The organism is Myxococcus sp. MISCRS1, from assembly GCF_026626605.1.
Classification (GTDB): Bacteria; Myxococcota; Myxococcia; order Myxococcales; family Myxococcaceae; genus Myxococcus; species Myxococcus fulvus.
The window spans coordinates 35,804-53,070 of record NZ_JAPNKB010000001.1 but is presented as its reverse complement, the minus strand read 5'-3'; the positions used below and the strand labels follow the sequence as shown (position 1 = coordinate 53,070).

The window sequence follows — 17,267 nt, the reverse complement described above, 5'->3', positions numbered from 1 at the left end:
GCTACTTCGGGGGAGCGGGGGGCGGCGTGGGCTTCCTGCTGGGATCCGGCTCGATGCGCTCAGCACCTCCCGAGGGCGTGTCGCTCTTCCCCAGCACCCCCGGGTCGTTCAGCCAATAGCCATACATGGCGATGTGATGAAAGGTCTGCGACCAGGCCATCAGCGCAATCGAGTCCAGGGCATGGACATCCGTGTTGGCCATGACCTTCTCGACCGCGGATTTGTAATCCTTCAATGCATTCAGATAACGCTGGGTGAGGTCGACGTCCTTCCAGGCGTCGTCGATCCGCTGGCGATGCTCCGCGTGGGCCGTGGCGTAATCCTTGCCACCGTCCCAGGGTTGCTGCGCGGCCATGAAGACCCGCCGCTGGGCCTCGTTCGAGGACCCTCCCAGTTCGAGCATGAATGCGTTGTAGGCGGACTCCAATTGCTTGTAGACGGAGTCCGCGGAAGCCCCAGGCCGCCCATTCGCCATGAGTCCCTCCCGGAAAGTTGGAGGATGCTATTGTAAAGGGTTGTCACGGTCAATGCGTCGCCCGGGGCGGAGTGTCTTCTTTTGGAGAGAGCAGCCATGGAGTCATTGATTGCTCGGTTGCGGCAGTCCATCGGACCGGAGTCTGTCTTGACGGGGGTGGATGCCACCCGGCGGATGGCGCCGGGGAGCCGGTCATCCGTGCTGTTGCTGCCCCGTGACACCGAGGACGTGAGCCGGGTGCTCGCGCTGTGTCATCAGGCCCGTCGGCCCGTGGTCGCGCAGGGGGGGCTGACGGGGCTGGTGCACGGCGCCGTGTGCGGGGCGGAGGAGGTGGCGCTCGCGTTCGACCGGATGCGGCGCATCGAGGAGGTGGATGTCCTCAATCGCTGCCTGACGGCGCAGGCCGGAGTGCCGTTGCAGGCGGCGCAGGAGGCGGCGGAGGAGGTGGGGTTGATGGTGCCCGTGGACCTGGGGGCTCGCGGCAGCGCCACCGTGGGAGGCACCGTGGCCACGAACGCGGGCGGCACGCGCGTGCTGCGCTTCGGGATGATGCGGGAGGCGGTGCTGGGCCTGGAGGCGGTGCTGGCTGACGGCACCGTGGTGGACTCGCGCGGGAAGATGCTCAAGAACAACGCGGGCTATGACCTGAAGCACCTGTTCATCGGCTCGGAGGGCACGCTGGGCCTGGTGACGCGCGTGGTGCTGCGGCTGCGGCCGCTGCCCCGGGGGCACCACACGGCGCTGGTGGCGGTGGACGGCTTCGAGCGCCTGGCCCGCTTCCTCGGGGTGATGGAGGCGGGCCTCCAGGGCGAGCTCACCTCGTTCGAGGTGATGTGGCGCTCGTTCTACGACTTGATGACCACGCCTCCCTCGCGCGGCCGGCCCATCCTCCCCGCGGGGTGTGAGTACTACGTGCTGGTGGAGACGATGGGGCCCCGGGCGGAGGAGGGCGGCGAGACGCTGCTGTCGGCCCTGGCCCAGGCGGAGTCGCAGGGGCTCCTCGCCCACTCGGCGGTGGCCACCAGCGCCGCGCAGCGCCGCGAGATGTGGAGCCTGCGCGAGGAGCTGGACCCGCTCAAGCGCACCGGCCCCGTCTTCTCCTACGACGTCAGCCTGCCCCTCGACGCGATGGAGGACTATGTCGCGCGGGTGAAGGCGCGGCTCGCGGAGCGCTTCGGCGCCGCGCACCACTGCCATGTCTTCGGACACCTCGCGGATGGGAACCTGCACCTGTCCATCGGCGCGGGAGGCTCGGACGCGCACGGCGATGTCGACGACATCGTCTATGGGACGCTGGAGCGGCAGACGAGCTCGGTCTCCGCGGAGCACGGAATCGGGCTGCTCAAGAAGGGGCACCTGTGGCGCTCGCGGAGCGAGGCCGAGCTGGCCGTGATGCGCGTGCTCAAGCAGGCCCTGGACCCGCATGGCATCCTCAATCCGGGCAAGGTGTTCGAAGTCCACCGCCCGGAGTGAGCGGGCGCGTCAGGGATTCGGGACGGAGGCGAGAGCCTCCGCCAGCAGCTCGCGGGCCGCCAGCGGCCCCACGGTGATTCGCACGAGCTGACCGAAGGGCTCCGAGGGATGGCGCACGAGGATGTCCTTCTCGTCCAGCCAGCGCGCGACCGCTCGGGCCCGCGTGGTGCCGCCGAAGTCGAAGCTCACGAAGTTGGCGGAGCTGGGGAGCACTGTCGCGCCCACGCGCCGGGCCAGCTCGGCGTAGTGCTCCCGTCCCTCGCGCGTCGCGCCAATCACCTGGCCCAGGAAGTCGACATCCCGCCAGGCCGCCAGCGCCAGCTCCTGGGAGAGCTGACTCACCGCGAAGTGCTGACGGATGCGGTCCAGCGTCGACACCTGCTCGGGAGACGCGAGCGCATAGCCCACGCGCGCGGCCGCCAGGCCATGGGCTTTGGAGAACGTGCGCAGCCGCACCAGGTTGGGGCGGCTGCGCGTGAAGGGGAGCACGCTGCCCGGGTCCGCGAACTCGACGTAGGCCTCGTCGAGCAGCAGCAGGCACTCCTCGGGGAGCTGGTCCAGCAGCCGCTCCAGCTCCGCGGGGCCATGGTGCGTGCCCGTGGGGTTGTCCGGATTGGCCAGATACAGCAGCTTCGCGCGCTGTCGTCGCGCGGCGTCGACCAGCGCGTCCAGGTCGTTCCATCCGGCGCGGGTGTACGGCACGTGGACCAGTCGCCCGCCACAGCCGCGCACGTAGTAGTCGAAGCTGGGGTAGCCGCCGAGCGAGGTCACCGCGGTGTCGCCCGGGTCCAGGTAGGCCCGCGAGAAGAGGCCGAGCAGCCCTTCGATTCCCTCCGCCACCACCACGTGCTCGTGCGTCAAGCCCCGGCCCTGGGCGATCGCCGTCCGCAGCTCGAACTGCGCGGGGTCCGAGTAGTAGGGCAGCTCGCCGCCGCGCGTGGCCAGCACCCGCGAGACGGCGGGGGACACGCCGAACAGACACTCGTTGGCGCCCAGCCGGACCCGGTAGGGGCGCCCCCGCTTGCGCTCCAGCTCCCGCCGCCCCGGGAACGGCTGCGACAGGTTCAGCGAGGCCACCAGATGGGAGAAGGAGGGAGGCATCGTCAGTCCTTGATCATCCCAACGAGGATGCGGCGCTGGCCCCGGTACTGGCGGCGGCCGTGCATGGCCAGGACGTTGTCGAGCAGCAGCACGTCACCGCGCTCCCAACGCAGGGGGACCTCCGACTGCTCGAGCACGTCCCAGACGTGCTCCGCGTCCTCGGCGGACACGCGGGTGCCGTCGCGGTGGAAGCAGTGGTCCATCAGCTCCGGCGTCTCGGCCATCTGTCGCCGCAGGTCCGCCGCGTCCGCGGAGCGGCCATCGCGCAGCGCCCAGCGCACCATGCACTCCGGCATGTGGTAGTGGACCTGGTTCGCCCAGACGCGCTCCCCGGTGCGCGGGTGGGCCTTGAAGGCGGGGAGCACCTGCTGCCACAGCAGCATGGACTCGTCCGGGCGCCACTCCACCTTCCATTCCTTCTCGCGCGCGATGCGCTCCACCTCGTCCCGGTTCGTGGTGAGGAACACCTGGTTCCAGGGACGGGGGATGCTGTTCTCCTCGCCGGTGGACGGGCTGCGCAGGGCGCGCCGCACGCCGACCCCCTGGGCGTCGAACCGCGCGCGCACGCCCGCGTCCAGCCGCTCGGTCACCTTCCGCGCGTCGGCCAGCGGCGTCTCGCCCATCTCGTCGGGGGGCACCTCGCAGAACAGCGCCAGCGCGTCGGGACGGCTGGCCTGGTAGGCCATCTCCTGATGCAGCGCGAGCGAGTGTGTCCCCGGCAGTCCGGACGCCGTGGTGACGCGGCCGTGGACGACCTTGCGCGGCGCCGTGCCGCCCACGTACTCCATCAAGTCATTGGCGATGGCGCCCAGCACGTCCGCGAAGGCCGGCGCGGAGTCCAGCGCCTGGAAGCCGCGCACCAGCACCGCGCCATGTCTGTCCCGGGCGGCGTTGAGCGCGCCCTTGTGCTCGCGCAGCCAGTCCACCATCTGCTCGCGCGAGGCGTCCTGTCCCTGGGTGATGCGCCAGACCCGGGGCAGCGGCTCGTCACCCACGAAGGTCTCCTCGAAACGAATCACCGTGCGCCTCCTCGACTCGATGGAACCTTCTCCAGCAGGTGACGCAGCGCGGGCGGGTCCTCCTCCAGGAGGTCCTTCTGGATCCACGCCACGTTCTCGAAGTGGTCGCCGAAGGTCGCCACGCCCGGCAGCAGGGCCATGGGCCGGAAGCCCGCCTGCAGACAGCCGGAGATGCTGACCACGTTCTTCTCGAACGCCAGCGACACCAACGAGCGCAGCCCGCGCTTGCGAGCCTCGGACACCAGACACGCCAGGAGCAGGCCGCCGATGCCGCTCGCGCGATGCGTCTCGTCCACGTACGCGGAGATCTCCGCGATGCCCGGGTAGGACGGCCGGACGGCGAAGGGGATGAGCGAACACCAGCCCTGCACGTCACCGGACGGTGTCTCGTAGACCCACGCGCCGAAGGGCGCCTGGAAGCGCTTGAGCCACGCGACGCGGTCCTCGGCGGTGACGGGCTTGTTCACCGGGACGGCGTAGATGCCCGGCTTCATCGCCTGGTTGTAGATGCGCGCCAGCGCGGGCGCGTCTCGCTCCTCGGCGGGCCTCATCATGTCAGCGTCCTCTGGAAGACGAGGGTGTCACGCCACTCGGCGCCCACGGGCACCACGCCCTTGAGCCAGCCCACGTTGCGGAAGCCCTGGCGCACACACCACGCGATGAGGAACGCGGGCGTGGGCTGCACGAGCACCACCAGCGCCCGCAGCTCCAGCGCGCGTGCCCGGGCCAGCGCGTGCTGCGCCAGCTCCCGGCCGATGCCATGGCGGCGCTTGGGCTCATCGACGAAGAGCGCCACCTCCGCGATGGTGTCGTAGATGTCGCGTTGCGTGTGGCTGGTCAGGGCGCCCCAGCCCGCCAGCTCGCCCGGCGTGTCCTCCCACACCCAGGACTCCAGCGGCCGGGGCCCGCCGGAGAGCCGCGCCCCCAGCTGGTCGGCGGTCAGCTCCACCGGTCCCCAGGTGGAGCCACCTCGCGCAATCTCCGCGTTGCAGATGCGGACCGCGGCGGGCAGGTCGGTGGGCTCCAGTCGTCGAATCGCTCCCATGCCATCCTCCTCCCGCTAGCTCTGACCGACGAGGGGCAGCTGCTCCTTCTGCCAGAGCTCACGGGTGGCCTTGCGTCGTATCTTCCCGCTGGTGGTGCGCGGTATTGCCCCGGAGGTCGTGAGCAGCACTTTGTAGGTGGTGAGCTCATGCTCGTGGACCACCGCGCGTCGCACCGCGCCGACGACGTCCGCCACGTCCAGGCCGGCGACCTGGTCCTCGCGCACCTCGCACGCGATGACCAGCTGCTCCTGCTCCTGCGAGCCCGCCAGCGTGAAGGCGGCCGAGTGTCCCCGGCGGATCGCGGGGTGGCTCTTCTCCGCCGTCAGCTCCAGGTCCTGCGGGTAGAAGTTGGAGCCCCGGATGATGAGGATGTCCTTGAGACGACCGGTGATGAACAGCTCGCCGGTGTCGTCCATGCAACCCAGGTCTCCGGTGCGCAGCCACGTGGCGCCGTCCTCGCCGACGATGCGGGCCTCGAAGATCTCCCGCGTGGCGTCCGCTTTCTGCCAGTACCCGTGCGCGACGTTGGGGCCGTGCACCCAGATCTCCCCCACGTGCCCGGGGGGAAGCCGCTGGTGCGAGTCGGGCGCGACGATGGCCAGCTTCTCGCCGGTGAGGGCCCTGCCGCAGCCGACCAGGTCCTGCGAGCGCTCACCGGGCGCGGGCGCCAGCGCGCGATCCTTCTGCAGTGACTCACGCCCCACGTTCCACAGCCGGGGCGGACTGCCGCGCTTGCCCACGGAGATTTGAAGGGTGGCCTCCGCCATGCCGTAGGTGGGGCGCGGCGCGAAGCGGGGGAGGCCGTGGGCGGCGAAGACCTCCGCGAAGCGGGTGATGGTGCTGGCGCGCACGGGCTCGGCGCCGTTGAGCGCCAGCTCCCAGCACGACAGGTCCGTGCCCTTCATCCGCTCCGCGTCGTACTTCTCCAGGCACAGGTCGTAGGCGAAGTTCGGCGCGATGGCCATCTCCGCCCGGTACGTGCTGATGGCGCGAGGCCACGACAGCGGATGCGCGACGAAGGCCTGGGGCGACATCAGCACGCACTGCGCGCCGACGTACGCGCCCTGGAGGGCGTTAAAGATGAGCCCCATGTCGTGGTACATCGGAATCCACCCGACGCGCGTCGCGTGGCGCCACAGGTCGCCGCCCTGGCTGATCATCTCCACGTTCGCGCACAGGTTGCCGTGGCTGACCATCACGCCCTTGGGCGCCGACGTGGACCCGGACGTGTACTGCAGGAGTGTGATGGCGTTCGGGTCCGGCTCCCTCACCGCGAGCGGCGGCCCGCTGTCGTCGGTGGCGTTCGCATCCACGCCCAGCCACTCCATGCTCCGGGCGGCGGGCACCTGCGCGTAGGCGGCGCTCACGGCCTCGCGGGCCGCGGCGGTGGTGAGGCCGAGCCTGGGCGCGCAGTCCTCGACGATGGAGATGCTGGAGTCGCGCAGGCGCATCTGGCGCGGGAGGATGGTGGGCACCGCCACGATGCCCGCGTACTGGCAGGCGAAGAAGGCGACGAGGAACTCCAGGCCCGGAGGGAAGGCCAGGAGCGCGCGCTCACCGGGGCCCGCCTTCGCGGCCATCACCCTGGCGAGCGCGGTGGCGCGTCGGTCCAGCTCCGCGTACGTCAGGACGGCGGCCTCCTCCCCGCGCTCGCCGAGGAAGACGTAGGCGCGGTCCTCGGGGTGGTCGGAGGCATGGGTGCGCAGCGCGGTGACGAGGGAGGGGTAGCGGGTCTGCATGGAAGCCTCGCGCGAGCAAATCGTGGGGAACGGGGGACTCAGCCCGGCATCCGGGCGCCAGCGGTGGGCTCGGGGGCGGGCTCGTCGAGCGCCTCCAGTCGCTGGATGCGGCCGGCGATGCGCTCGGCGTCCGGGCGCTTCACGTCCCAGACGAGCCCCACCGCCTCCATGACGCGGATGATCCAATAGCCCGGGTCCAGCTGGTACCAGCGGAACCCGAAGTTGGCCGAGTCCGGGAACGCGTGGTGGTTGTTGTGCCAGCCCTCGCCCCAGGTGATGAGGCCGAAGAGCGCGTTGTTGTGGCTGTGGTTGTCCTTCATCTTGAACATCCGCGTGCCGAACATGTGCGTCAGCGAGTTGAGCGCGGACACCTGCTGGGCCACCACGAACTGGCGCACCACGCCGCCCCACAAGAAGCCGGTGAGCGCGCCCAGCCAGCTCTGCGTCAGCGCGCCGGCGATGACGCCGGGCAGGACGAGCCCCAGCACCGCCCAGCGCAGGTAGCCCCGGTCCGCCTTCATGATGGCCTTGTCGGCCAGCAGGTCCGGCACGTAGTGCACCACGTTGGGGTACTCGTGCTTGAGCATCCAGCTGAAGTGCGAGTACCAGAGGCCCTTGAGGCGCAGGCGCCACGTCTGGCCGAACAGGTTGGGCGAGTGCACGTCGCCCTCATGGTCCGCCAGCTCGTGGTGGCGCCGGTGCTGCGACGTCCAGGTGATCATGGAGCTGCGCGCCGCCATGCAGCCGAAGACGGTGAGCAGCACGCGCACGGGCGTGCTCGTCTTGAAGGCGCGATGGGTGAACAGCCGGTGGAAGCCGATGCTGACCGAGAAGCCCGTCAGCGCCCACATCACCGCGAACAGGGTGAGGTCCAGGGCCGTGGGCGGCCGGACGGTGAAGGCGAGCCACAGCGCGCCCACGGTGCCCAGCGTGGGGAGGATGTCGAAGAGGATGAAGTGGCGGCGCTGCAGCTTGTGCAGATACGGGCTGCTCACCGCCTTCTTGTCCCGCTTGCCTGCGACCTGCTCGACGTGGGCCATGGGGCTCCTCCGCGTGCTACGTCATCCTCAACACCAGGCGTCCCTGGACCTGCCGCTGGCGCAGCGCGGTGATGGCGCCGTTGACGTCGTCCAGCGTCCTGCTCTCCACCAGCGGCCGCACCTTGCCGGCGGCCACCAGCGCCAGCGCCTCGCGCACGTCCCGCCGGGTGCCGATGAGCGTCCCGCGCACCGACAGGCCCTTGATGACCAGGTCGAACACGGACAGGGGCAGGGGCTCCGGCGCCACGCCGACCACCATCAGCGTCCCGGCCCGCCGGAGCATCCGCGCGCCTTGCTCCATCGCCTTCGCCGCGCCCGTGGTGACCACCACGCCATGCGCGCCGCCGCCGGTGCGGTGGACGATGCGGTTGACGGGGAACTCCTTCTCCGCGTTGACGGTGAAGCTCGCCCCGAGCGACTCGGCCAGCGCCGCCTTCTCCGCGCTCACGTCCACGGCGGCGACCTTCAACCCCAGCGCCGTCGCGTACTGGATGGCCAGGTGGCCCGCGCCGCCCACGCCGGAGACGACGACCCACGAGTCCGGCCGCGCGCCGAGCGTCTTCAGCGCCTTGTAGCTCGTCACGCCCGCGCAGAGGATGGGCGCCAGCTCCTCCATGGAGGGCCCGTCCGGCAGCGGCACGGCGAAGGACTCGGACACCACGCAGTAGTCCGCGTAGGTGCCGTTCACGTTGTAGCCGGTGCCCACCTGGCGCACGCACAAGGGCTCGTGGTCCGTGGCGCAGTCCTCGCACGTGCCGCAGGCGGAGTTCAGCCAGAACACGCCGACGCGGTCTCCCTCCTTGTGGGAGCGCACGCCCTCGCCCAGGCCCGCGACGTAGCCGGTGGCCTCGTGACCCAGCACCACCGGGAAGCGGGGCTTCTTCATCGGCCACTCGCCGTCGAGGATGCTCACGTCCGTGTGGCACACGCCGCTGGCGGCGATTCGCACCAGCACCTCGCCGGGGCCGGGCTCGGGGATGGGGACCTCGCGCAGCTTCAGGGGCTCGCCGATGGCCTCCGCGAAGGCGGCGCGCATGAGCTTCATGATGCAGACCTCAGGGGCGTGGGAGTGGACGCGGACAGCGTCGCGCGGACGCCCTCCACGATGGAGGTGATGAGCACGGCCTGGCCCTCCTTGCCGAAGAAGTGGCCGCCCGGGAGCACCCGCCGGGTGAAGGTGCCGCCCGCCAGCTCGGACCAGGCCTCCCAGTCCTCGCGGACCACCAGGTTGTCGTGCTCGCCGATGAACGTGTGCAGCGGGAACGGCAACGGAGGCTCGCGCCGGTACGCGTACTCGTCTGACAGGGCGAGGTCCGCGCGGATGGTGGGCAGGTAGTACTCGCGGCGCTTCGCGGTGCCGAGCAGCCCCGGGGGGATGCCGCCCAGCGCGTGGAGCCGGTCCACCAGCGCCAGCTCCGGCAGCGTGTGCAGCTCGTGCGCGGGCCGCAGGGGCTTGTGCGGCGCGCGGCGGCCGGAGATGAAGAGCGCCAGCGGCGGAGGCTCCTGCTGGCGACGCAGCTCGCTCGCCAGCTCGAAGGCGATGAGCGCGCCCATGCTGTGCCCGTAGATGACCAGGGGCAGGTCCAAGAGCGCGCGCACCTGGGCGAACAACGGAGGCAGGACCTCTTCCACCCGCTCACACGGCGGCGTGTCCCTGCGGTCCTCGCGGCCCGGGAGCTGGACCTTCACCAGCTCCAGCCAGTCGGGCAGGACGGCGCGCCAGCCATTGAAGCTGGAGGCGCCGCCGCCCGCGTGGCCCAGGCACAGCAGGCGCGCCGAGGGCGGAGCCGAGCCCTCCGCGTGGCGCAGCCAGGGTGAGTGGATGGACATGGCTCAGGCGCCCCGGGGACCCCAGTGGTCGGTGCCGTTGACGGACCAGTGGGGCGAGATGGGCCGCAGCATGAAGCGCAGCAGGTGCTGCTTGCCCAGGCGGAAGCCCATGGAGGTGAGCTTGAAGTAGCGCTCCGTGCGCGCCACCGTCTCCTCGCCGACGAGCTTCACCGCCTCCGCGCGGTGGCGGCGCAGGTTGGTGGCCCACCGGTCATACGTGCGCGCGTAGTGGAGCCGGTCGTTGCGGAAGGCGACGATCTCGAACAGGCCCTCGGCCGCGGCGACGATTTCTCCCAGGAAGGGTAGGTCCGAGTCCGGGAAGATCTCCCGGTTCATGAAGTCGCTGGCGTCCTCGCGCCGCATGTCCCCGAAGGCGATGGTCTGCAGGGACAGCCGTCCGGACGGCGTGAGCCACTTGTGGCAGCGCGCGAAGAAGTCCGCGTAGACGGCGACCTTCTCCTCGGGCGTCTCCTCGCGCTTGGCGAAGTGCTCCAGCGCGCCCACGGAGATGATGGAGTCGTAGGGCCGGGCGGGCTCGTGCGTGGCCCAGTTCTCCACCCGCACCTCCACCCGGGGCAGGTTCAGCGAGCGCAGGTAGTCGGCCTGCAGCGGGCTGAGCGTGAGGCCCACCGTGCGCTCCACGGAGGGACGCGCGGAGGTGTGCCGCAGCACCGAGCCCCAGCCGCACCCCACATCGAGCACCGTGCGCGCGTTGGCCACGTTGGCGCTCGCCAGGTGCCAGTCGATCTTCCGGATCTGCGCCCGCTCCAGCGGCTCGTCCGGGTCCTCGAAGAGCGCGCAGGAGTAGGTCATCGTCGGACCGAGGACCAGCTCCCAGAAGCGCGCGTCGTGGTCGTAGTGCGCCTGGATGCCCTCCTGTGAGCCGCCGTACTTGTCGCCCTCTCGCTCCCGGAGCGCCGCGGCGGTGCCGGTGGGCGCCTCGTCCACCCGAGCCGGGCTGCCCATCACGCGCCTCCCGCCGCCGAGGGCAGCTTCGTGGCCAGGTGCTTGGAGATGGACGCGAGGGTGGGGTACTCGAAGAGCAGCTCCGGCATCAGCTCGATGCCCAGGTGCTCCTCCAGGGACATGATCAACGCCACGGCCGTGGACGAGTCCAGGCCCAGCCGCTCCACCTCCACGTTGGGGTCGATGCGGGATGGAGGTGTGTCGAGGATCCTCGCCACGTAGTTGATGCACCACGACTGAATCGACGCCGCGTCATGAGCCTTGGCTTCCATGGGTCGCTTCGTTCCTCTGTAGGTGGGCGTTGCTGTCCTTGATGGCCGCGCGGGCGCGGCGTGCTTCCTTCTGCTCCGGCGTGGGGACGATGACGTGCGTGGCCAGCCCGAGCCTCTCGAGCAGGCGGATGAACCAGTAGGAGAGATCCACCCGGTACCAAGCGAGGGCGAACGAGGCGGACCGGGGGAAGGCGTGGTGGTTGTGGTGCCAGCCCTCGCCCCAGATGAGCATCCCCAACAACGGGTTGTTGCGGCTGTTGTCCTTCAGCTGGAAGGGCCGGGAGCCCAGCGTGTGGAGGATGGAGTTCAGCGCGGAGATGGACTGCGCCACCACGAACATCCGCACCACGCCACCCCACAGGAAGCCCGCGAGCGCGCCCTCCCAGGTCCGCGTCACCAGGGCGCCGATGGCCGTCGGCACGACGAGCCCCAGCACCACCCACGTCTGGTAGTGGCGCGAGGCGCGGACGATGGCCCGGTCCTCCAGGAGGTCGGGCACGTAGTGCACGATGTTCGGATACTCGTGCTGGAGCATCCACGTGAAGTGCGCGTGGACCAGCCCGCGCACCCGGCCCCCGAAGTCCGCGCCGTGCAGGTTGGGCGAGTGCATGTCCCCCGGGCGGTCCGCCAGCCGGTGGTGACGCCGGTGCATGGCCGCCCAGGAGATGACGGGCCCCAGCGCCGCCATGCTCCCCATGATGGCGAGCGCCACGCGAACGGGCGTGGGCGCCTTGAAGGAGCGGTGCGTGAAGAAGCGGTGGTAGCCCGCCGACACACCCAGCCCGGTGATGAGCCACATCACCCCGAACAACCCCAGCTCCAGCGCGCCGATGGGCCGCACGAAGGCCCAGCCCACCGCCGCGAGCGTCCCGAGCAACGGGCCCACGTTGAACAGGAAGAAGTGTCTGCGCTGCATCCGACGGAGGAAGGGGCTCTCAATCGCCAGGCGTCTGGCTTTGCCCTCCCGAGCGTCGCCCTCCAGGCCGTCCACGTCGAGTGCGTTGGACATAGCGGAACGAAGCCCCTTTCCGAAAGCCGGTATATAAAGACAACCGCGTTATTGGTCAAGGAGCCAGGAGAGACATGTCGAAGCTCATCGTCGGCCTCATCCAGGTGAATGCGCGCAATGAAATGGCGCCAAATATTTCGTTCATCGAGGAGCAGGCGCGCAAGGCATTGGCGGCCGGCGCGAACTTTGTGATGACGCCGGAGAACTCCACGCTCCTAGGGGCAAACCACGAGGATACATTGTCGAAGGTGGTGGCAGAGGAGCACCACCCCGGGCTGATGTCGGCGAAGGGCCTGGCGCGGGAACACGGTGTCTGGTTTTTGATTGGCTCCATCCACGTCAAGGTGGAGGGCGAGCGGTGCGCCAACCGCTCCTATGTCATCGACCCGGAGGGCCGGGTGGTGGCCTGGTATGACAAGATTCACATGTTCGACGCGGAGTTACCCAACGGTGAGCGCTACCGCGAGTCCTCTGTCTTCAGGCCGGGCGAGCGCGCGGTGGTGGCCCGCACGCCCTGGGGTGGGCTGGGAATGGGCATCTGCTACGACATGCGCTTCGGGCACCTGCAGCGCGCGCTGGCGCATGCGGGCGCGACGCTGTTGACGCTGCCGTCCTCCTTCACCGTGCCCACGGGGCGCGCGCACTGGCACGTGCTGCTGCGGGCTCGCGCCATCGAGACCGGCTGCTTCGTGTTCGCGCCCGCGCAGGTGGGGCTCCACGCGGGAGGGCGGCGCACGTACGGGCACTCGCTGGTGGTGAGCCCCTGGGGCGAGGTGCTGGCGGACGCGGGCGGGGACTCGGCGGGCTTCGTGACGGCGGAGATCGACCTGGCGCGCGTGGAGGAGGCGCGCCGGGCGCTCCCGTCGCTGGGGCATGACCGGGACTTCCGGGGGCCGGAGGTCCTGGAGTCATAGCGTGCGTCGGCTTCAGGGCCGGGGCGGCTGCGCGCGGAACACGCGGGGGCCGGGGCGCCTTCCCAGCAGGAAGGTGACGGCCACGTACTTGGTGCCGGAGGTGACGTCCGCCGGGTAATGACAGTAGTGCGAGGGGAAGACGGCGACCTTCCCCGCGCGCGGCTCGATGCGCAGGGCGAGGTCCGGGAACACGGTGGCGCCGCCCTGGTAGTCGTCGTTGAGGTACCCGATGACGGTGAAGAAGCGCTCCGGGGTGCCCAGGTGGTCGAAGTGTGGCGGGTACATCTGCCCGGGCTCGTAGCGGACCAGGTGCGCCTGGGGCAGGTGCTCGCGCAACGACAGACTCCACCGCGCGTTCGCCGCGTCGAGCAGCGCGCCCTCCACCAGCGCGCGGTAGGGCGCGAGCGCCGGGAGCGTCATCTCCAGGGTGCGCATGTTCGCGTGCTTGTCCGTGACGGACGCGTTCGCCGTGGGCTGCCAGCCGTCGGGCTCGCGCGCCAGCTCCAGCAGGGCCTTCGTGTCCGTCAGCGCGTCAGGGAACTCGAGGATGCCGCCCGCACCCTCCACGGGGGTGAGCGCGCCCATCAGCGTCCCGGGGTCGGGTAGTAGGAGGCGTAGGGATAGGCGTACCAGGTCGGCATCCAGCCCCAATAGGACGGGTACGCGCCGGCGTAGGCGTTCATCGCGTAGGGCGCGGCATGAAGCTGGGCGCTCGGGGCGGGGGAGGCCGCCGCCAGCGAGCGCGCCATCAATTCCTCCTCGGTGGCCAGCGTGGCGGAGTCGAGGATCCTCTCGTCGAGCGGGACCCCCTGCTCCTTGAAGAACCGTGACAGGGCGGCGTGGAACTCCAGCCGCATCCGGCCATTCAAGGCCAGATGGGTCCGCAACGCGTGGATGTCATTCATGACAGGAAAGCCTCGCGGACAGTCGGTATGGATTGCACATGGCCCCGGCGTCACTCGGGAGGTGACTGTCAATGAGCGGACAATTCACGCAGGGGGCCGCGTCGGGAATGGTGGGAAAGCAGGCAGGCTGTCGGCTCCCGTGAGCCGGGCCCATGCCTCCTGGGTTGGGCGGCGCCGAGACGCACGCTGTGTATGTATTCTTACGGGAAATTTCCTTCCCAACCTCGTTGATCTCTGCGATGGGTCGGATCCGCTCCGAGTCTGGGGCGGGGTGAACCCAGATCGCCTGATTTCCGCGAAAAATGCAGTCGGGTTGCGATATTGCGGGGAGGCTGGATATAGTTGCCCGCAGAGCGATGAATATGCAGATCAGTACACCTGGTGCGTCCCGGACCCACTCCATGGAACCAGCATCCCGAACGGTGACCCAGGTTTCACGCCCTGTGCTGCGCACCGTGCTTCATGAGGCCCTGGAGAGCCACCAGGGAGGTGAGGTGGTGGTGAAGTCCGCCAGCGTCTCCGGGCGGATCTTCATCGTCGGGCAGAAGGTGGCCTGGGCGGTCCTGAACGGGCCCGGGGTGCAGAACTTCTCGTCCGTGTTGATCCACCAGCAGCTCGTCACGCGCGACGACGTCGAGCAGGTCATGGCGGAGTGTCGCAAGAGTGGCGGCAACTTCTGCGAGGTGTTGGTGTCGTGGGGGCTGGTACCGCGCGAGACGTTGCGCGACCTGCTGCGCGAGCACATGGCCGGCCACGTCCAGGCGCTGCTGGCGGTGCCGGATGCGCAGGCGCTCTTCGTTCCCCAACCGCGCACCTACTCCAGCCAGCTGACGTTCACGCTGGAGGAGCTGGTGCACCCTGTCGAGCAGCACCCCACCCCCCCCCCCAGTCGAAAGAGAAGTCATGGCGAACGTGAAGCAGACCCTGGAAGAGACACTGAAGATCGAAGGCGCGTTCGCTGCGTGCCTGGTGGATGCGAAGAGCGGCATGTGTCTGGGTTCCCAGGGCGGCACCGCGGCCTTCAACATCGAGACGGCGGCCGCGGCCAACACCGAGGTGGTGCGCGCCAAGATGAAGGCGATGAGCGTCATCGGCATCAAGGACAAGATCGAGGACATCCTCATCACGCTCGGCGAGCAGTACCACATCATCCGGCCGCTCTCGACGCGTGACGGTCTGTTCTTCTACCTCGCGCTGAACCGCGCCAACGCGAACCTAGCGATGGCGCGCTTCAAGCTGGCGGACATCGAGAAGAGCCTGGCGCTCTGACTCACCACGCGTCGGCGCCCTGCTCCTCCACGAGCGGGCGCCGACCGGGCGCGCGGGCGCCGTCTAGCGCTTGATGAGCACGACACCGTCCTGGTGCGCGCCGTGGACCTTCTGGAGCAGCTCGCGGACGTCGAAGAAGCGCGCCCACTTCGTCCGGATGTAGTCCGACTTGTAGAAGGTGTGGATGTTGTGGAAGGGCGAGGGCATGTAGCGCAGCACCACCCGCTCGGAGGGCATCGGCTGGTCGAACCACGCCGAGGGCACGGGCTGGGTGTCCGACTCCAGGCTCCGATACGGGTGGTCGAGGAGGTGCCGCCGGATGGGGTGCTCCGCGTCCCGGGCCATGGCGTCCCAGGTGCGCTCCGTGTGCAGGGAGATGAACGCGACGCCGCCCGGCCTGAGGACGCGGCGGAACTCCATCAGCCACGACTCCTCGAACTCATCCATGTGCGTGAAGACCGAGCCACAGAAGATGAGGTCGATGGACGCGTCGGGGATGGGCAGCGTCGGGACGATGGCGGTCTGGAAGAAGAAGCCCTTGGGTGACAGGTACCGGTTCATCCACCGGATGGCGTTCGAGTAGATGTCCGAACCGTAGACCTCCGCCTTCGGGGCGTGCGCGAGGAAGTGGCGCAGCACGCGGCCCGACGAGCAGGCGAAGTCGAGGAAGCGGAAGTGCCCGTCCGGGTCGATGCCCGCGGACTTCAGCAGGCCCTTCAGGAACAGGTAGTCGCTCAGGCCGTTGAGCCAGTAGCTGACGTGCTGCTCGCCGAAGTAGTGGGCGCGCTCCTGCATGGGAGGGAGCGGGGCGGTGTCCGCCGCGACGTAGGCCTGGAGCTGCTCCTCGGAGAGCGACTGGAGCAGGCCGGTCTGGACGGTTCCGTCGTCGCCGAAGAGGCCCTTGGCGACCAGGGTGAGCGGCTCGCCACCGTGCTTCTCGCGGAGCAGCTCCGCGATGGGCGGGAGCGACACCGTCAGGGGCCTGTCCGGCAGCGTCCAGACGGCGCTGGTGAGGTCGGGAGCAGGGGCGGGAGCGGCTTGCACCGCCGCCGCGGCAGGCGGCGGCCCCAGCCAGGGCTCCAGGCGATGGATGAAGTTGCGGGCCGCGGACTTCACCAGGGGCTTGAGCTGCTGTGCCAGTGCTTTGTGGGTCTGATTGAACATGTCGGTTGCCGTCCGGCCCCTGGTTGGAAAGCGGCGCAGTTGACCGCCGGGCCTCGCAAAAAGCAACCGGGTCCACCCCACCGCGTGGGTCATCTCGGTGGGGCGGAGGGAAGGGGATTACGGCTGCAGCGCGAGGCGGTAGTTCTGTCCGTGCAGGGAGTCCCAGCGGCGGCAGTAGCCGCGGTCCCAGTTCTCGAACCACATCGTCACGGCGCGGGCCCCCGCGGGCGGGGTGAGCGTCACCGGGACGCCGTAGCGCGAGTAGCCGCTGACCTGCGTGATGCTCTGGCTCCCGGTGACGCCGTTGTCGAAGCGGTAGTGCACCCAGACCTCCCACGTGGGCGCGCCGTTGTAGAGCAGGCGGCACTCGGGCAGCCGGTCGATGTCGTAGTCCACCAGGAAGGGCTGTCCCGCCTTCACGGTGCCCACCGTGTACTCGAGCCAGCCCTCCTGGAACACCCACGTCGGCGTCGGCGCGGTGCCCGCCGCGCGCACGGCGAACTGGAAGTTGGAGCCGAAGTGGGAGTCGTAGTGCTCGCAGCCGGGGCTCGAGACGCGGAACCACAGCGCCAGCGTGCCCTCCGAGGGCAGCGACACCACGGGCGGGGCGCCGACGGTGGGCTGGCCCGCGACGTCGAAGCTGCCCTCGGGGCCGCCGTTGACGCGGTAGTGGCCGGTGAGGCTCCAGCCCGCCGTTCCATCCGGAAGCGTGAGCCGGCACTGCGGCAGCCGGTTCGTGTCGTACGTCACCTGGACCGCGTCGCCCGCGACCAGCGTGCGGGACTGGGTGAGCGTCCAGTCGGCGTGGAAGGAGATGACGGGCGCGCCCTGGGCCGCGGCGGCGCTGGCGATGAACAGCAGGGGCAGGGTGAACAGGGTCAGGATGTGCTTCAAGGGTGTGGCTCCTGGGTGAATGGCGGGCCCGGGCCGGCGTGGACGCCGGCGACAGACCCCCTCCATGGGGAGGCGCGCGCATCATGGCCCGTGGGGCCCACGCCCGGGGCGCCTCGTTGTCCCCCGTCATTTCGGGTAGGCTCGCTGGCGA

20 protein-coding genes are annotated in these 17,267 nt (G+C 69.8%); 3 read left to right on the top strand and 17 right to left on the bottom strand.

From position 1 onward, the window contains the following. Position 1: 1 nt before the first annotated feature. The gene (locus OWM54_RS00225) at positions 2 to 475 is read right to left on the bottom strand and encodes a hypothetical protein (RefSeq protein ID WP_223748738.1); all 474 of its coding nucleotides are present in this window, start codon (positions 473 to 475) and stop codon (positions 2 to 4) included. Positions 476 to 673: 198 nt separating this feature from the next. Here OWM54_RS00225 and OWM54_RS00220 point away from each other — a divergent pair, with 198 nt between their 5' ends. Continuing rightward, positions 674 to 1,948: an FAD-binding oxidoreductase gene (locus OWM54_RS00220; RefSeq protein ID WP_267696280.1), complete on the top strand. Its 1,275-nt coding sequence runs from the start codon at positions 674 to 676 to the stop codon at positions 1,946 to 1,948. Positions 1,949 to 1,957: 9 nt separating this feature from the next. Here OWM54_RS00220 and OWM54_RS00215 read toward each other — a convergent pair whose 3' ends face one another. Genes OWM54_RS00215 through OWM54_RS00165 form a run of 11 tightly spaced genes read right to left on the bottom strand, consistent with a single transcriptional unit; the run spans position 1,958 to position 11,970 of the window. Continuing rightward, complete coding sequence (locus OWM54_RS00215; protein WP_223748736.1) at positions 1,958 to 3,049, bottom strand: aminotransferase class I/II-fold pyridoxal phosphate-dependent enzyme; 1,092 nt, start codon at positions 3,047 to 3,049, stop codon at positions 1,958 to 1,960. 2 nt (positions 3,050 to 3,051) lie between these two features. Continuing rightward, entirely contained in the window at positions 3,052 to 4,068 is a 1,017-nt protein-coding gene (locus OWM54_RS00210) for a TauD/TfdA family dioxygenase (protein WP_267696278.1), read from the bottom strand. Continuing rightward, complete coding sequence (locus tag OWM54_RS00205; RefSeq protein ID WP_141323953.1) at positions 4,065 to 4,622, bottom strand: GNAT family N-acetyltransferase; 558 nt, start codon at positions 4,620 to 4,622, stop codon at positions 4,065 to 4,067. The genes OWM54_RS00210 and OWM54_RS00205 overlap by 4 nt, the downstream gene beginning before the upstream one ends. Further along, entirely contained in the window at positions 4,619 to 5,113 is a 495-nt protein-coding gene (locus tag OWM54_RS00200) for a GNAT family N-acetyltransferase (RefSeq protein ID WP_248542765.1), read from the bottom strand. Before OWM54_RS00200 ends, OWM54_RS00205 begins: the two co-directional genes overlap by 4 nt. 15 nt (positions 5,114 to 5,128) lie before the next feature. Continuing rightward, entirely contained in the window at positions 5,129 to 6,853 is a 1,725-nt protein-coding gene (locus OWM54_RS00195) for a fatty acyl-AMP ligase (protein WP_267696277.1), read from the bottom strand. A gap of 38 nt (positions 6,854 to 6,891) precedes the next feature. Next, positions 6,892 to 7,893, bottom strand: coding sequence for an acyl-CoA desaturase (locus tag OWM54_RS00190; protein WP_267696276.1), 1,002 nt, complete (start codon positions 7,891 to 7,893; stop codon positions 6,892 to 6,894). 16 nt (positions 7,894 to 7,909) lie between these two features. Further along, positions 7,910 to 8,938, bottom strand: a complete 1,029-nt coding sequence (locus tag OWM54_RS00185) for a zinc-dependent alcohol dehydrogenase (RefSeq protein WP_267696275.1) — start codon at positions 8,936 to 8,938, stop codon at positions 7,910 to 7,912. After that, positions 8,935 to 9,723, bottom strand: a complete 789-nt coding sequence (locus OWM54_RS00180) for a thioesterase II family protein (RefSeq protein ID WP_267696274.1) — start codon at positions 9,721 to 9,723, stop codon at positions 8,935 to 8,937. Before OWM54_RS00180 ends, OWM54_RS00185 begins: the two co-directional genes overlap by 4 nt. A gap of 3 nt (positions 9,724 to 9,726) precedes the next feature. Then, a complete protein-coding gene (locus OWM54_RS00175; RefSeq protein WP_141323959.1) occupies positions 9,727 to 10,689 on the bottom strand; it encodes an SAM-dependent methyltransferase in 963 nt (320 codons plus the stop codon). Next, positions 10,689 to 10,961 carry an acyl carrier protein gene (locus OWM54_RS00170; RefSeq protein ID WP_141323960.1) on the bottom strand — a complete coding sequence of 91 codons (273 nt, stop codon included), beginning with the start codon at positions 10,959 to 10,961 and terminating at the stop codon, positions 10,689 to 10,691. The genes OWM54_RS00175 and OWM54_RS00170 overlap by 1 nt, the downstream gene beginning before the upstream one ends. Beyond that, complete coding sequence (locus OWM54_RS00165) at positions 10,942 to 11,970, bottom strand: acyl-CoA desaturase (RefSeq protein ID WP_223783217.1); 1,029 nt, start codon at positions 11,968 to 11,970, stop codon at positions 10,942 to 10,944. Before OWM54_RS00165 ends, OWM54_RS00170 begins: the two co-directional genes overlap by 20 nt. Before the next feature lie 74 nt (positions 11,971 to 12,044). On the opposite strand from OWM54_RS00165, the gene OWM54_RS00160 reads away from it, so the two are divergent. Further along, positions 12,045 to 12,884 (top strand): carbon-nitrogen hydrolase family protein, encoded by an 840-nt coding sequence (locus OWM54_RS00160; RefSeq protein ID WP_267696273.1) that lies wholly within the window; start codon positions 12,045 to 12,047, stop codon positions 12,882 to 12,884. 12 nt (positions 12,885 to 12,896) lie between these two features. Here the strand turns inward: OWM54_RS00160 and OWM54_RS00155 are convergent, their stop codons facing one another. The 3 genes from OWM54_RS00155 to OWM54_RS00145 form a co-directional block, all read right to left on the bottom strand. Continuing rightward, a complete protein-coding gene (locus OWM54_RS00155; RefSeq protein WP_267696272.1) occupies positions 12,897 to 13,469 on the bottom strand; it encodes a prolyl hydroxylase family protein in 573 nt (190 codons plus the stop codon). Next, positions 13,469 to 13,789 (bottom strand): hypothetical protein, encoded by a 321-nt coding sequence (locus OWM54_RS00150; protein ID WP_267696271.1) that lies wholly within the window; start codon positions 13,787 to 13,789, stop codon positions 13,469 to 13,471. The genes OWM54_RS00155 and OWM54_RS00150 overlap by 1 nt, the downstream gene beginning before the upstream one ends. Positions 13,790 to 14,249: 460 nt before the next feature. Then, positions 14,250 to 14,435, bottom strand: coding sequence for a hypothetical protein (locus OWM54_RS00145; protein WP_267696270.1), 186 nt, complete (start codon positions 14,433 to 14,435; stop codon positions 14,250 to 14,252). 257 nt (positions 14,436 to 14,692) lie between these two features. On the opposite strand from OWM54_RS00145, the gene OWM54_RS00140 reads away from it, so the two are divergent. Then, positions 14,693 to 15,058 carry a hypothetical protein gene (locus OWM54_RS00140; RefSeq protein WP_046717983.1) on the top strand — a complete coding sequence of 122 codons (366 nt, stop codon included), beginning with the start codon at positions 14,693 to 14,695 and terminating at the stop codon, positions 15,056 to 15,058. 63 nt (positions 15,059 to 15,121) lie between these two features. Here the strand turns inward: OWM54_RS00140 and OWM54_RS00135 are convergent, their stop codons facing one another. Both OWM54_RS00135 and OWM54_RS00130 read right to left on the bottom strand, forming a co-directional pair. Continuing rightward, complete coding sequence (locus OWM54_RS00135; protein WP_267696269.1) at positions 15,122 to 16,222, bottom strand: class I SAM-dependent methyltransferase; 1,101 nt, start codon at positions 16,220 to 16,222, stop codon at positions 15,122 to 15,124. A 117-nt stretch (positions 16,223 to 16,339) separates the two neighbouring features. After that, positions 16,340 to 17,116: a DUF6209 family protein gene (locus tag OWM54_RS00130; protein WP_267696268.1), complete on the bottom strand. Its 777-nt coding sequence runs from the start codon at positions 17,114 to 17,116 to the stop codon at positions 16,340 to 16,342. Positions 17,117 to 17,267 lie beyond the last annotated feature (151 nt).